The sequence below is a fragment of the Paenibacillus sp. 01T47 genome (genome assembly GCF_056398245.1).
This window is the reverse complement of record NZ_JBFTPA010000035.1, coordinates 1-15,824: the sequence shown is the minus strand read 5'-3', so window position 1 is coordinate 15,824 and position 15,824 is coordinate 1. Positions and strand designations below refer to the sequence as shown.

Annotated in this window: 9 protein-coding genes and 1 pseudogene; 8 read left to right on the top strand and 2 right to left on the bottom strand. The window is 43.2% G+C overall.

The window, feature by feature from the left end:
• Positions 1 to 27: 27 nt before the first annotated feature.
• The 4 genes from cdaA to glmS all read left to right on the top strand — a co-directional run bounded on the left by cdaA (position 28) and on the right by glmS (position 6,055).
• A complete protein-coding gene (gene cdaA, locus AC1DOV_RS32900) occupies positions 28 to 870 on the top strand; it encodes a diadenylate cyclase CdaA (RefSeq protein ID WP_076271682.1) in 843 nt (280 codons plus the stop codon).
• Positions 863 to 2,266, top strand: a complete 1,404-nt coding sequence (locus AC1DOV_RS32895) for a CdaR family protein (protein ID WP_477509968.1) — start codon at positions 863 to 865, stop codon at positions 2,264 to 2,266. The genes cdaA and AC1DOV_RS32895 overlap by 8 nt, the downstream gene beginning before the upstream one ends.
• A 62-nt stretch (positions 2,267 to 2,328) precedes the next feature.
• Positions 2,329 to 3,669, top strand: a complete 1,341-nt coding sequence (gene glmM, locus AC1DOV_RS32890; RefSeq protein ID WP_076271680.1) for a phosphoglucosamine mutase — start codon at positions 2,329 to 2,331, stop codon at positions 3,667 to 3,669.
• Between the two features lie 553 nt (positions 3,670 to 4,222).
• On the top strand, positions 4,223 to 6,055 hold the full coding sequence (gene glmS / locus AC1DOV_RS32885; RefSeq protein WP_441885562.1) for a glutamine--fructose-6-phosphate transaminase (isomerizing): 1,833 nt from the start codon (positions 4,223 to 4,225) through the stop codon (positions 6,053 to 6,055).
• Between the two features lie 338 nt (positions 6,056 to 6,393).
• Here the strand turns inward: glmS and AC1DOV_RS32880 are convergent, their stop codons facing one another.
• Complete coding sequence (locus AC1DOV_RS32880; protein WP_441885560.1) at positions 6,394 to 7,011, bottom strand: alpha/beta hydrolase; 618 nt, start codon at positions 7,009 to 7,011, stop codon at positions 6,394 to 6,396.
• A gap of 680 nt (positions 7,012 to 7,691) precedes the next feature.
• Positions 7,692 to 8,597, bottom strand: coding sequence for a helix-turn-helix domain-containing protein (locus AC1DOV_RS32875; RefSeq protein WP_477528797.1), 906 nt, complete (start codon positions 8,595 to 8,597; stop codon positions 7,692 to 7,694).
• A 126-nt stretch (positions 8,598 to 8,723) separates the two neighbouring features.
• Here AC1DOV_RS32875 and AC1DOV_RS32870 point away from each other — a divergent pair, with 126 nt between their 5' ends.
• The 4 genes and pseudogenes from AC1DOV_RS32870 to AC1DOV_RS32855 all read left to right on the top strand — a co-directional run.
• On the top strand, positions 8,724 to 10,109 hold the full coding sequence (locus AC1DOV_RS32870) for an MATE family efflux transporter (RefSeq protein ID WP_477509971.1): 1,386 nt from the start codon (positions 8,724 to 8,726) through the stop codon (positions 10,107 to 10,109).
• A 66-nt stretch (positions 10,110 to 10,175) separates the two neighbouring features.
• Positions 10,176 to 10,805 carry a sugar O-acetyltransferase gene (locus AC1DOV_RS32865; RefSeq protein WP_477552002.1) on the top strand — a complete coding sequence of 210 codons (630 nt, stop codon included), beginning with the start codon at positions 10,176 to 10,178 and terminating at the stop codon, positions 10,803 to 10,805.
• 172 nt (positions 10,806 to 10,977) lie between these two features.
• On the top strand, positions 10,978 to 11,628 hold the full coding sequence (locus tag AC1DOV_RS32860) for a sugar O-acetyltransferase (RefSeq protein ID WP_477552001.1): 651 nt from the start codon (positions 10,978 to 10,980) through the stop codon (positions 11,626 to 11,628).
• Positions 11,629 to 12,302: 674 nt separating this feature from the next.
• Positions 12,303 to 15,824, top strand: a pseudogene (locus AC1DOV_RS32855) (hypothetical protein); the annotation flags it as partial.

The following is a 15,824-nucleotide window of genomic DNA, read 5'->3' as shown; positions in this document are numbered from 1 at the left end:
AGGGGATCGGCTGTTGGGGGTTGGCATATGAGTTATTTCTCAGATTTAACATGGCATGACTATTTAAAGGATATTATAGACGTTGGTATAGTTAGTTATATTATTTATAAAATGATTTTGCTTGTGCGCGGAACAAGGGCAGTTCAACTTTTAAAAGGGATCGTCGTACTCGTCGCTGTATGGGGGCTGAGTACATGGTTCAATTTGTATACGTTGAAATGGTTAATGAACCAGATGTTCACCTTCGGAATTGTGAGCGTGCTGATTATTTTTCAGCCTGAGCTGAGACGCGTGCTTGAGCAGCTTGGTCGTGGAAAGCTGTTTGCGCGGTCATTTTCGCTTGATCGGGATGTCGTCAATGAACAAATTGACGGCGTAATTAAGGCTGTCCGTTTTATGGCAGAACGAAAAATCGGGGCGTTAATCGTATTTGAGCGGAGCACAGGCCTCAGTGAATTGATTGAATCGGGCATCCGTATGGAATCAAAAATTACATCGGAGCTGCTGATTAACATCTTTACACCGAATACACCGCTGCATGATGGAGCTGTCATTATACGCGCTAATCAGATTATGGCGGCGGGCTGCTACTTGCCTCTATCGGAAAATCCTTTTATAAGCAAGGAGCTTGGAACTCGCCATCGTGCCGCTATTGGAGTAAGTGAAGTAACGGATGCAGTGTCCGTAACCGTCTCGGAAGAAACGGGGCAAGTGTCATTGTCTCTAGGAGGCATGATCGTACGAGATATTAACGAGGAATCGCTGATTTCGAAGCTCTTTGATGAGCTGACTCCGAAGACGACAGGTCGTACGAAGGAACGTGTAACCATATCCTCTCTTTGGAAGCGGAAAGGAGGCAGTGATGGATAAATGGCTAAGTCACCCCACCTCTCTCAAAGTAATATCCGTCATAGTCGGATTGCTGCTCTGGGCTATTGTACATATTGATCCGGACACCTCACCGCAGACGGCGACATCAAATATTGATACCAAAACGATCGAAGCATCGGTTATTACGGCAGATGGCCTAGATACAGATAAGTACGTGCTTACGGCGATGGAACCTACCGTCGTGCGGCTTGATGTGCAGGGCAGGTTAACTGTTTTGTTCAATGCTTCTTCGAAAGATGATTATAAGGTTCAAGTGGACTTGAAAGGCGTTAAACCCGGCATACAGGAGTTGCCTTTGACGGTAAAACTGCCTAAAGGGATTACGCTTGTGGAGATGTCGCCGCGCACCGTTACGGTTCAGATCGAAGAAATTGTAACAAAGCCTTTTGAGCCGCAAGTCATTGTGGAAGGCAAGCCGGCAGATGGTTATATTGTTGGAGCATCGACGATTGTAGCACCGACAACAGGTGTACAGGTTACGCTGCCTAAGGATGATATGAGCAGAATCGGTGCTGTTACGACGGAGATCAATATTGAGGGTGCAGATAAAACGGTTGTTAACAAAAAAGCAAAAGTAATCGTATACGATGTAGACGGTATTGAAATGACAAATGCGATTGTTTCACCAGAAACGCTGCATGTCGAGGTCAAGGTAACGCCTCCGCTTAAGGTACTGCCTCTACAGGTGCGCTATACGGGCACTCTGCCTGAGGGACTGAGCTTAGTATCGGTGAAGCCGGCAATTGACAAGGTGACCGTATACGGCGAGCAGAAGCAGTTAGACGAGCTGCAGGTTTACGATGGGGTCGTGCTTGATCTCTCGAAGGTGAAGCAAACAGGAACCATTCGTGTGAAGACGGAATTGATTGATGGAATAAAGGCAACTGATCCAGCAGAGGTGGAGCTCAATGTCGTTGTAGCTCCCGTTAAGAATAGAACACTTACAGGACTAGATGTAGCTATAGAAGGTATCGCAAACGGGCTGTCAGCGGTTATACGGACGCCGGCAAACGGTAAGTTTGATTTAACCGTCAGCGGAGCAGATCCGGTGTTGTCTACGCTTAAGGCATCGGATATTAGCATTATTGCCAATGTAGAAGGTCTAGGTGTAGGCACGCATGTCGTCACGCTTCAGGTCGATGTGCCTGCGTATATTCAGACCGTACTGGCTGATGGGCAAACTTTAACGGTAACGATAGAAATAACGGACAACTCCGTACCAGGATCAGGATCAGGCGGAGACAACTCCGAGGAGGTCGGAGGCACTCCGACAGAGGAGTCTCCTCCCCCTGCTACGACACCGCCTCCAGAGACCAGTGAGGAGACTGGCAATGGTGGCGGAAACGCAGCAGGCGGTTCAACTACGAATCCATAATCATCAGAGCGGAATAAGTATATAACAACGAAAGCAATATATTACAAAGGAGCTTTTTAAACATGGGGAAATATTTCGGTACAGACGGTGTTCGCGGCGTAGCCAATCGTGAGCTTACACCTGAGCTAGCATACAAAATCGGTCGCTGCGGCGGCTATGTTCTAACACACAAGGCGCAAAAGCCGAAGGTGGTTATTGGCCTTGATACACGGATTTCTGGCCCAATGCTGGAATCTGCACTGATTGCGGGTCTATTGTCGATTGGTGCAAGCGTTGTGCGTCTTGGCGTCGTATCCACACCGGCAGTTGCCTATATTACGCGTGAGCTTAACGCTGACGCTGGCGTTATGATTTCCGCATCACACAATCCTGTAGAGGATAACGGCATTAAATTTTTTGCTGGCGACGGCTTTAAATTGTCGGATGATACCGAACTCGAAATCGAACAATTAATTGATGCTCTTACAGATGAATTACCGCGGCCTGAGGGCGGAGATATCGGAGCGGTATCAAGCGATAAAGGCGCTAAGCAGCGTTATTTGGATTATTTGAAAACAACGATTAAAGGCGAATTCAAAGGTTTGAAAATCGTGCTGGACTGCGCGAATGGTTCCGCTTATGAGCTGGCTCCTTCGGTTTTCCGCGAGCTTGGAGCGGACATTATAACAGTAGGCGCTGAGCCGGATGGTTTGAATATTAATGCAGGCGTTGGTTCGACGCATCCAGAATATTTGCGTGAGCAGGTACTGGCGCATGGCGCAGACCTTGGGCTTTCTTTTGACGGGGACGCTGACCGTTTGATAGCAATTGACGAAAATGGCGAAGAAGTAGACGGCGACTTTATTCTTTGTATTATTGGCGATGCGATGAAGCGTGAAGGCAAGCTGAAAGAGGATACCATTGTAACGACGGTTATGGCCAATATCGGCTTTTTCAAGGGAGCAGAGCGTATTGGCTTGAAGACAGCGCAAACGGCAGTTGGCGATCGTTACGTCATGGAAGAAATGCGTCGCGGCGGCTTCAATCTAGGCGGTGAGCAATCCGGCCATGTTATTTTCCTTGACCATATTACGACTGGCGACGGTATTCTTACTGCGCTTCAGCTCGTTGATACAATTGCAGCCTCCGGCAAGAAGCTAAGCGAACTTAAAGGCCTTATGCGGAAATACCCGCAAAAGCTTGTTAACGTACGCGTAGCGGACAAGAGCTTGTACCAAGGCAATGCAGCGATAGAAGAAGCGGTTAAACGTGTAGAGCTGGAACTTGGCGACAACGGCCGCGTGCTTGTTCGTCCATCGGGTACGGAATCTTTGATTCGCGTTATGGCGGAAGGACCAGAGAAGGAACAGGTCGAGGCTTACGTTGATCAAATTGCAAATGTCGTTAAAAGTGAACTAGGTTAATCATAGAGAATAATGGTGTCGAAGGCCTGTCGGTTCTTGTAGCCGGCGGGCTTTTTTAGCATTATTTTGGAAAATGGACGAGTATATTTTCCGTGAAAGGTTGCACAGCGGCTGGAAAATGAATATGATAGGTAGTGTGATTCAAGAAGGAAAGCGAGGATAGAGGTTATTTAAGCAACATAAGCGCCAGAGCTTGCGTGATGAATGATCGGTGGTAGAGCTAAGATAGATCAGCTTGAAGCGGGTATTCATACGGGAAGCTGACGAGGTGAAGGTGTTCGAAACATTCGGCGGGGACCTTCCGGTATTACAAGCCAACCGAAAGCCGTTACGTAAAACGGCCGGGCGACCGGTCATACAATCGTGCGGCAGGCTTCGATTATAATATTACTCCCGTATGTCCAAGATGCCACCAGCAGGGTGGGCATGGGCAGAGGGGTTACATTTTCCGCAATCATTCGGATTATTTTGTGACAACTTCATAGTGCCTGTGCCACGCATTGGCGGCATCCGATAAGGACGGGAAAATAACCTATCGGAGGCCTATTAAATTATGTGTGGAATTGTAGGATATATTGGTAAACGCGACTCGCAGGACATTTTGCTCGAAGGATTGAAGAAGCTGGAGTACCGGGGTTATGATTCCGCTGGTATCGCTGTCTTCACGAAAAACGGGCTCGAAATTACAAAGTCCAAAGGACGTCTCGCGAATCTTGAAGGCTTGCTGCGTGAAGTACCGCTCGAAGGTTCTATTGGCATTGGTCATACACGCTGGGCTACTCATGGTAAACCATCTGATGTGAACTCGCATCCGCATACGGACAACACGGCTAAATTTTCGGTTGTTCATAACGGAATTATTGAGAACTACTTGAATCTTAAGGAAGAATTAGTGACAAAAGGGCATGTTTTTGTATCGGAGACAGATACGGAAGTCATTTCCCATTTGATTGCTGATGAATATAACGGCAACATCGTGGAAGCTGTACAGCGTGCGGTTAAACGTATGCGTGGAGCGTTCGCGCTTGGTGTTTTGACTGAGTTTGAACCGGATCGCCTGGTTGCGGTTCGTTATGCAAGCCCGCTTGTTATCGGTGTAGGTGAAGGCGAAAACTTCATTGGCTCGGATATTCCGGCTATTTTGGAGCATACGCGCAACGTTTATATTTTGAACGACGGCGAAATGGCAATCCTGACACGCGATGCTGTCGAAGTAATGACGACTGAAGGCGAAAGTATTTCCAAGGAAATATTTCATGTCGATTGGGATCTAGTAACGGCAGAGAAAGCTGGATTTGATCACTTCATGCTGAAAGAAATTCACGAACAGCCAAAAGCTTACCGTGATACTATGATGAGCCGCATTTCAGAAGACGGTAAATCTGTCGACTTAAAAGAGCTGGGTATGACAGCTGAATATATTAAATCGATCCGCAAAGTACACATCGTAGCATGTGGAACGGCATATCACGCAGGTCTTGTCGGCAAAACGGTCATTGAGTCGCTTGCTCGCATTCCGGTTGAGACAGATGTGGCATCCGAGTACCGTTACCGCTCTCCGATCATTACTCCGGATACGCTGGTTATCGTTGTAAGTCAATCTGGTGAAACGGCTGATACACTTGCAGCTCTACGTGAAGCACAGCGCAATGGCGCTCGCGTGCTTGCGATCACGAACGTAGTAGGCAGCTCGGTTGCCCGCGAAGCGGATCATGTGCTTATTACATGGGCAGGTCTTGAAATTGCGGTTGCTTCGACAAAAGCATACAGCTCGCAATTGATTGCTTTTTATCTGCTTGGTCTACACATGGCAGGTACGCTTGAGACCAAAGAAGCTTCTTACATCGCAGAAGTTCTTGAGGCTATGCATCAGCTTCCAACTCAGGTTGAGCGCATCCTTGAGCAAGCGTATGTGCTTAAACAAGTTGCAGAGTCGTTCTCGCATCACAAACACTTGTTCTTCATCGGCCGCGGCGTTGACTATGCCGTAGCGCAAGAAGGCTCGCTGAAGCTGAAGGAGATCTCGTATATTCACTCCGAGGCTTATGCAGCTGGTGAGCTCAAGCACGGTACCTTGGCTCTCATAGAGGAAGGGATTCCGGTTATTGCTCTTGTTACACAAGAAGAGCTGTACGAGAAAACACTTAGCAACATTAAAGAAGTAAAAGCGCGCGGCGCTCACGTTATAGGCATAGCGAACCAAGGGGCAGAGGAAGAAGTTGCGAAATCTGTCGACGAGCTGTTCGCGATTCCAAAGACACTTCCGATTTTGTCACCAGCGCTATCGGTTATCCCGCTACAACTGATTTCTTATTATGCTTCGTTAGCTCTTGAGCATGACGTGGATAAACCACGGAATTTGGCTAAGAGTGTTACGGTGGAGTAGGGAGTTAGGGTTGGAGTGGAATGTGTGAAATTTTAATATAAAAATGTCACACTCCTCCCCAAAAAGCCTGCATTCTTCGAAATGCAGGCTTTTTTATATTAAAAGTGATGTATACAATGAAGTTATTCGCGACTAGTGTGTAGTAAGAAAATTAGTGTTAGACGGTGAAAATAAAGCTTTAGACAAGGAAATATGTCTTTGCTAATGGGTAGATGTCTTTATAGAAGGCTATGGTTATGTTAAATCCTAATGTTAATTTTCAACTTAAAGAAAACTGCCCTACGTAGGGCGGTTTATTCAGCTAACGTTACTCGTTAGCTTAATGACTATCTTGTGCACTATTTATGATTGAAAAACCCACTAGATACCTCCACTAAGTTTTTCAATATCTTTAAAGACTGATGCAAATCGCTTACCTCTAATATGTGATTTGCATCTTTTATTCTAAGGACTTCTGTATTTGGAAATCCTTCGATATGTTCAATATCATCCTCATGAAAAACTGGATCTTTTGTGCCGCTTACAACTAATCCACCAAATTTCTCAATTATCGGGATTGTTGATCTTATAGGTGTTAAGAACATGTGTCTTATCGATCTTTCTTTAAATAATTCAGCTGTCTTACCAGCTATGTACGTTCCAAGACTTTTGCTGACAAATACGACATCATTATAATCATTAATTATCTGGTTTATTGAGGTGTAGCATTCATGAATCAACTGATCAACTTTAGCTTCTTCGAAAGCGGTTCTCGCAGATTGGTAGCCATATTCAAGCATTAATAGATCATGGCCCGCATCATATGCGGATCTGCCCGTATAGTATAAAAGAGGTAATTCACATGAGTAATTCTGCCCAGGGAAAAACACAGCAACTGAGGGGTTATCATTTTTTATGTGTTTGTGAGAAATATCCCTGCCCCACTCAGAGTGTAAAATAATCTTTTCAACTTGCATCCACAACACCTCTTTACAAGTTATTTGGTAATACATTCAATATCCATCCACTAATCCCCTCCCCAACTCGCTCACAAATTTAGTATACAAAACTGCCCGTTAGCGTAACGACGAAGGGCTGCCACGTGGCAGCCCTTTTAGTCTTCAACTATCGTTACCGGTTAGCGTAACCCTTATTCGATGTGAAACCTTTTAGCTTCAAGTAGTTATCCATAGGGAAGTCATAATTAATCCATTTTTCTTTGTAACCTTCCCGTCCATGTTGCTTTAACAATAAGTCCAGTGCTTGAACAACTGCCTTTGTAAATTCCAGTATAGAACCAGTTTCATCTCCTTATTTGTTCAACAATAGTTACCCGTTGGCTTACTTTTTACTGTATTTGAAATAATACCACTCTGAACTAGAAGCCATAACAATATGTAAAAGGTAAGGGTAATATTCTATGCGGTTTCCCACAACTATAATCTGCTCAATTATTAAATAACTCCATATCAACTGATAAATGAAATTAGCAAGAAAAATAGGATTCCGTGACGGGGAGCATATCACTTCGGTGGCCTTATCGGTTTATTTATGAAGGCGGGAACGAAATTTGTTTTTTAAAAGAGTAAAGCATGAAGGCAATCCTTATCTCGGACGAGCTGACAATATCCATCAGTTGAACTGTATTTTGTCGTGGTCAATCCCCGTAAGATATATTGTTACTTTTTGTCTGTTTTCGATAATCTTGTGGAACTAAACCTAGTTGTTTTCGGAAAATAGATGTGAAGTAACTACCGCTTTGGAAACCGCAAGCCAGTGCAATTTCACTTATGGATCGTTTTGTTTCTGTCAGCATTTCACAACTTTTCTGAATTCGATATCTAGTGAGATACGTGTTAGGGGTTTGACCTACATACTTATTAAACAATGTGCAGCAGCGACTCCTGCAAACAGTACCCGCCGATGATATATCTTCAAGCGTTATTTTTTGATCATAGTGTTGTCGGATGAAATTGGTCATCTTCTGAACATTTGTCCACAATTGTATGTCTTCAGATTGCCCTACCTTCGGTTGCAGGTGATCTCCGGTTAAAGCACATAAAGATAAAGCCTGTGAAGTGAGACGAAGCGGATTTGGGGAATTGCTATCGTGCATTTCATCATAGATCGCTTGAAGAGACAGCAATATGCTCTGTTGCCATGCAACTTGGTTTGTAAGCAATATAAAGTCGTCCGTTAGTTGATTGAATTTTTCGTCCCAATAGGTTTGAAGCGGGGATGCACCTTCGCCAAGAAGGGCGGGGTGAATGACAACAACAATGAATAAACAATCGATATGATCTTGGGAGAAACCAAAATGTAATCGGCGGCTATTCACGAAAATTCCATTCCCTTGCTCTATGCGAGTAATATGTCCGTTAACAGAAAAATCCATTGATCCTTTTAGCACATAAATGAACTCTACATCTAAATGCCAATGAGCTGCAGCAGCATAATTATTAAATTGATGCAGACTTCCTTTTCGAATATAAAGAGGTAAATCAGGAAGATTATAATCCAAGCGTTCCGATAAATCCGAAAACACTTCTAAATTTTTAGTCAAACGGAACTCTCCTTTGATCTATATACGATTCTTATAATAATATAGTCAATTTTAATAGATTGGACAATAATTTTGTTCTATATTGATATCATTCAATTGAACAGGAAGGAGAGGGGATAAAATAAGGTGAGAAATCGTATGCAACTAACATCTCCCATGAACCGTGATTTTAATCGGGAGCTTATGATGCTCGTGATTCCCATTGCATTGCAAAATCTGATCTCAGCTTTGGTCATTTCAATAGATGTGGTCATGGTGGGCATGATTAGTCAAACTGCGATGTCGGCTGTATCGCTCGCAGGCCAAACTACCTTTGCATTGACCTTGTTTTACATGGGAATGTCTACGGGAGCAGGTATTCTTACTGCGCAGTATTGGGGCAAGAAAGATTTAGAAACGATACAGCGCGTGCTCAGTATTGCCTGCATGTTCTCGTTATTTATCTCTGTTATATTTTTTTCTGTTACGTTTTTTGTTCCGGAGACGCTAATGCGACTTTTTACAAAGGATAACGAATTGATAGAGTATGGTTCAAGGTTCTTAAAAATGCTTTCGTTCTCGTATATTGCAATGGGCCTTTCGCAAATGTATCTCACCGTAATCAGAAGCATGGAAAATGCACGACTGAGTGCTTCGATTAGCTCTATATGCTTAATTTTGAACATATTGTTCAATGCAATCTGCATCTTTGTTCTCTTTCCGACGAAGCCGGAGCTCGCGGTTGCTTCGGTTGCCCTTTCAACGGGTTTAGCTCGTTTCATTGAACTTGCCTGCTGTATTGTACATTCCGTTACCAGAGGACCGATTCGCTTCCGACTTCCTACGTCTAAAGGCAATCAGCGTCATTTGTTAAAGGATTTCTGGAAATACACTTTGCCTGTCCAAGGCAATTATATTGTTTGGGGCATAGCTTTAACTGCGACAGCCGCAATTATCGGCCATGTAAGCTCAGATATGGTGGCAGCGAATTCCGTGGCATCCGTGGTCAAGAACCTTGCTGTTGTACTATGTGGAGGCATTGCCAGCGGCGGATCTGTACTAATTGGAAAATATTTAGGGCAGGGAGAAATTGAAAAAGCGAAACATGCGGGTAAACGGATGAGCCAGTACGCTCTGATTTTTGGAGTTATTGCAGGACTCACGATTTTGCTGCTAAAACCACTGGTTTTCTCTGTCGTGAGCTTGAACACTGCTGCACAAAATTACTTGGATGGCATGCTGTATATCAGTGCTTTTTATTGTATTGCCAAGTCGATGAATGCCACGATCATTGCGGGAATATTTACGGCTGGCGGCGATTCTAAATTTGGATTTTGGTGCGATACGGTTGTGATGTGGGGCATAATATTACCACTCAGCTACTTGTGTGCTTTTGTTTACCACGTACCTCCCATCGTGCTGTATATCGTAATTTGCTTAGATGAGGTCGTTAAGCTTCCTGTTACTTATATCCGTTATCGTCAATACAAATGGTTGAACAATATTACAAGAAACTTTGAACAAGTTAGTTAAAGAAAGCGGCTTATACCCATTTCATATATATGAAAAATATAAATTTTGTCCAGAGGAGACTAATGCATGAATATTCAAGAGCGAATGAAAAACGGTCAATTGTTTACCGATCACGATTCTAATTACCCAGATGAAGCTGCAGCTCTAGCTCGTGCGCGCCAGCGTGGCAAAGCTCTGTGCTATGAAATCAATCAATTGCATCCCGATGATTTGGATGGACGGAAATTGCTGATGAAACAGCTTTTTGGGAGCATGGGTGAAAATGTATGGATGGAACCGCCAATTCGTATGTCCTACGGTTCGAATACTACGGTAGGCAATAATGTGTACATCAACTTTAATTTAACGGTTGTCGATGACTATAAGGTTACGATTGGAAATCACGTGATGTTTGGCCCAAATGTAACGATCGCTGTAACCAACCATCCGGTGCACCCAGTCATGCGCAAAGGAGGCGGAATGTTTGCCTTGCCGGTCGTTATAGAAGATGGGGTTTGGATCGGCAGCGGCGCTATCATTTTACCGGGTGTTTCAATCGGAAAGGGAAGCGTTATTGGGGGCGGCAGTGTTGTAACTAAAGATATTCCAGCCAATGTAATAGCAGTCGGTAATCCCTGCAAGGTCCTCCGAGAGATTACGGATCAAGACGAAATTTTTTATTACAAAAACATGCGTTTTGATCAGGTAGAATGGTAAAAACAGCATTTTAAGTATTAAGAATACTTTCAACCAGTGGTATTTACCCTTACTAGTCAGATATTAGATGATGTTAGTGAGCACATTAAAAGTGTGCTATTAGCAATTTGCAAAACAATCATCCTACGGCTTTGAGACATATGTTTCGGTAGGATACATTGGAGATGAACATATGACGGAAGAGGAACGAATTTTTAAGGGGATTTTATTTAGTCCAGGCGCTCCCGAGTTAAAGGCTATAAAGCTCCGTGCACATAACCTTAGCAGTCAATATAGCCGCACTTTTGAGGATCAGACAGTGGAACGCAAAGAGATACTTGAACAGCTGCTTGGCAGGATGGGGGAACACATCTTCATTCAGGGTCCTATTTTCTTTCATTACGGGGTTCACACAGAAATCGGAAATCACTTCTTCGGCAACTACAATCTTACCGTACAGGACGATGCAAAGATTACCATTGGGAACAATGTCAGTTTTGGGCCTAATGTAACGATTGTTACACCTATTCATCCGTTCATCGCTTCTGAACGTAGGCAAATGCTTGATCAAAATGGTGATCGTAAGTCGCTGTGTTACGCCAAGCCTGTGACGATCGGAAACGATGTGTGGCTCTCAGCCAATGTAACGGTATGCGGCGGTGTTACCATTGGAGACGGATGCGTGATAGGAGCAGGTAGTGTGGTGACTCAAGATATCCCACCAGGCTCCTTTGCTGCGGGTGTTCCATGCAGAGTAATTCGCCAGATCACACAAGCGGACAGTATGCAATTTAAACCGGAAGTGTTAGCAGATTGCCGTGTGATTTTTGATATAGAGTCATAACACACGATAAATTTACGTATTCTCGGTATGTGCTGATGCAATTAAATTAGCGTAACAAATATATATAACACTCAGCCCTTTTGTGTAATCGTGCAAAAGGGCTGTACGACGTACAATGGGCGTTTTTATATGATTAACATTAATAACTCAACACAAAAAAATACAGGGTTAGCATCAATGGCCATATATTAAACCTACTTAATGATTAAAATGGAACCGTTCTAGAACGGTTCTTTTTTAATGTTATTAAATTTATTTCTTTGCTTTCATTATCTTTGAAAAATCAGCTGTAATTTCGAGCGCTAGTGGATTGGCAGAAGCTATCGAAACTAAACTCAGTGCCAAAGGAAGGTAGTGCGATGAACGGTGATAAAGGTGCAACGATGTTCCTTTGAACAGACGACGGTCTTGAATAATGTAAATTATATTTTAAATGGATACAGCGTATCAACCCGAGAAATATCCTCATTCTTCAAACCACATTAAAATAATATTGTCATATGACAGAATTGATGACAGCGGTCACTATAAGACAACCTCCCTTTTAATTATAGTAGTTAATGATGAGTTTTTTTATAAGGATCATGTTGAAGCCATGGTAAAAAGGCAGCTAAAGACCTCATGACATATCAATGATTAACTATGGTTCCATACAAGAAGTGGAGGAAAGAAGGATGAGGAAACAATCTTTTTTGTTGGTCATCGCTATTTTATTATCAGTTATTTCACCTGGACTAGTATCTAATAGAGCGGATGCGGCTGGGGGTACAGTTACAAAAAGTTACACTGCCTCTGCGGATACGATGGAGTTGAGAGGCCAGCCGGAATATAACGGCATATACGATAATGATGGGGATGGTTTTCTTTATGTTGGTATGAGTAATAATGACGGCTTCGTAAATGTCCGAAATAGAATGGCAATGATGTTTAATCTAGGTGTACCCGAAGGAACTATTGTATCAGCAGAGTTGGTTTTGACTGTCGCTACTGTCCTTAGAGTCCCTGGTCATAATTTGTATACGGAAGTTAGGGGCTCTACAGCGAATGATTTGAACCTTGTAAGCTTTCCGCCAATGGATACGAACACCGCTTATGCGGATAAATTTACAGCAAAGAATACTAGTGAAGTGCCAATGGGTACATATCTTCAGGATCAAACGATTACTCTTAACGTAAAAGCAGCTGTAGATGCATTTACGGACAGCTCTGATCGTAAAATAATCTTCATTCTGAATGGTAATGAGTCAGATGCTGATAGCGGTAGATTTTTATTTTATTCCATGGAAACTGCAAATGCTGCGTATCATCCTAAACTAGTGGTTACTTATGAGACCGGAGCTGCAAATACGATTCCGACAGGTTCTTTTACGATATATGAAGGCGCAGCTACAAGCTCGTCAATTGTTAATCTATCTGTAACGGGATCTGACGCTGACGCAGGCGATAGTGTTACGCATATGAGATTTTCGAATAGTGCTGCGGGTTTGTCGGCAGCATCTTGGTTGCCTTTTAGCAATTCAGCAACATTTAGTCTAGCTGGCGGTGACGGGGCTAAGACGATCTATATGCAATTAAAGGATTCCAAAAATGGAATTTCGAATACATCTTCCCAGAGTATACTATTAGATCAGACATCTCCAACAGGATCTCTTATCATTAATAATAATGCTGCATTTACTAAAAACTACACCGTGACTTTGAGCGGAAGTTATTCCGACGGGAGTGGATCGGGAGTTGAGCAAGCTCGGCTCTCGAATGTTAGCGGTAGTTGGCAAACGAGTTGGTTTAATATTTCTGATTTGAATGGGAGGTCGTGGGTACTCCCAGCAGGAGAAGGCGCTAAAACGATATATGTTCAATATAAAGATAGGGTCGGAAATTTGAGTATGGGAACTATAAGCAGCACGATTACTGTAGATACCATATCACCAGTTATATCAAATGTAGAGAATAATAAAACATATAACAAGGCGATGGCCCCCACATTTAATGAAGGTAGTGGGCTATTGAATGGTAACCCCTTTAATAGCGGGACAGAGATTGTTATGGATGGTAATTATACGCTGATCGTAACAGATTCGGCAGGGAATTCAACAACGGTTAACTTTAAAATAGACACGGCTGCACCAGTTGTAACAGGTGTAACTAATGGTGGAATCTATAAGGGGAATGTGACAGTTACCTTTAATAAAGGAACGGCGACATTAAATGGAGCAGCATTTACTAGTGGAACAATGGTTACAATGGACGGTACTTATACGCTTGTTGTAACTGATCAAGCGGGGAATGTAACAACAGTGAGCTTTGAAATAGATAAGACTGCACCATTTGTAAGTGGAGTAACACATGGTGGGAGTTATAAAGCCCCGGTTACGGTGTTTTTTAACGAAGGAACGGCGACGTTGAATGGAGCAGCATTTGCTAGTGGAATGCGGATTGACGCGGATGGTAGTTATACACTTGTCGTAACGGATGCAGCTGGAAATGTAACAACGGTGAACTTTATTATTGATAGAGTAGCACCAGTAGTAACTGGAGTAACCGAAGGTGGAATGTACAAGGATAAAGTGACAGTTACCTTCAATGAAGGAACGGCAACATTGAATGGAGCAGCTTTTACAAGTGGTATGGAGGTTACTGCAGACGGTAGCTATACACTTGTCGTAACGGATGCAGCAGGAAATGTAAGAACGGTGAACTTTGTGATTGATAAGGTAGCACCAATCGTAACAGGAGTTGCGGATGGTGGAATGTATAAAGATAAAGTGACAGTTACCTTCAATGAAGGAACAGCAACATTGAATGGAACTGCTTTTACAAGTGGTACGGAGATTACTGTAGACGGTAGCTATACACTTGTCGTAACGGATGCAGCAGGAAATGTAACAACGGTCAACTTTATTATTGATAGAGTAGCACCAATCGTAACAGGTGTTGCGGATGGTGGAATGTACAAGGATAAAGTGACAGTTACCTTCAATGAAGGAACGGCAACATTGAATGGAACTGCTTTTACGAGTGGTACGGAAGTTATTCAGGATGACACGTACAAGCTCATCGTAACGGATGCAGCAGGAAATGCAACAACGGTGAACTTTGTGATTGATACAGTAGCACCAATCGTAACAGGTGTTGCGGATGGTGGTATGTACAAGGATAAAGTGACAGTTAGCTTTAATGAAGGAACAGCAACATTGAATGGAACTGCTTTTACAAGTGGTACGGAGATTACTGTAGACGGTAGCTATACACTTGTAGTAACGGATGCAGCTGGAAATGTAACAACGGTGAACTTTGTGATTGATAAAGTAGCACCAGTAGTAACTGGAGTAACCGAAGGTGGAATGTACAAGGATAAAGTGACAGTTAGCTTCAATGAAGGAACGGCAACATTGAATGGAACTGGTTTTACGAGTGGTACGGAAGTTAATCAAGACGGCACGTATAAGCTCATCGTAACGGATGCAGCAGGAAATGTAACAACGGTGAACTTTGTGATTGATAAGGTAGCACCAATTGTAACAGGAGTTGCGGATGGTGAAATCTACAAGGATAAAGTGACAGTTACCTTCAATGAAGGAACGGCAACATTGAATGGAACTGCTTTTACGAGTGGGACGGAAGTCATTCAGGACGGCACGTATAAGCTCATCGTAACGGATGCAGCAGGAAATGCAACAACGGTGAACTTTGTGATTGATAAAGTAGCACCAGTAGTAACTGGAGTAACCGAAGGTGGAATGTACAAGGAAAAAGTGACAGTTACCTTCAATGAAGGAACAGCAACATTGAATGGAACTGCTTTTACAAGTGGTACGGATGTTATTCAGGATGGAACGTATAAGCTCGTCGTGACGGATGCAGCTGGAAATGTAACAACGGTGAACTTTGTAATTGATAAAGTAGCACCAATTGTAACAGGAGTTGCGGATGGTGGAATGTACAAGGATAAAGTGACAGCTACCTTCAATGAAGGAACGGCAACATTGAATGGAACTGCTTTTACGAGTGGTACGGAAGTTAATCAAGACGGCACGTATAAGCTCATCGTAACGGATGCAGCTGGGAATATAACAACGGTAAACTTTGTGATTGATAAGGTAGCACCAGTAGTAACTGGAGTAACCGAAGGTGGAATGTACAAGGATAAAGTGACAGTTAGCTTCAATGAAGGAACGGCAACATTGAATGGAACT

Excerpts from the sequence above, each read along its gene's own strand:
- AC1DOV_RS32880 (WP_441885560.1), bottom strand. The coding sequence starts at position 7,011 with ATGCAAGTTGAAAAGATTATTTTACACTCTGAGTGGGGCAGGGATATT.
- AC1DOV_RS32860 (WP_477552001.1), top strand. The coding sequence starts at position 10,978 with ATGACGGAAGAGGAACGAATTTTTAAGGGGATTTTATTTAGTCCAGGC.
- AC1DOV_RS32865 (WP_477552002.1), top strand. The coding sequence starts at position 10,176 with ATGAATATTCAAGAGCGAATGAAAAACGGTCAATTGTTTACCGATCAC.
- glmM (WP_076271680.1), top strand. The coding sequence starts at position 2,329 with ATGGGGAAATATTTCGGTACAGACGGTGTTCGCGGCGTAGCCAATCGT.
- cdaA (WP_076271682.1), top strand. The coding sequence starts at position 28 with ATGAGTTATTTCTCAGATTTAACATGGCATGACTATTTAAAGGATATT.
- AC1DOV_RS32895 (WP_477509968.1), top strand. The coding sequence starts at position 863 with ATGGATAAATGGCTAAGTCACCCCACCTCTCTCAAAGTAATATCCGTC.
- glmS (WP_441885562.1), top strand. The coding sequence starts at position 4,223 with ATGTGTGGAATTGTAGGATATATTGGTAAACGCGACTCGCAGGACATT.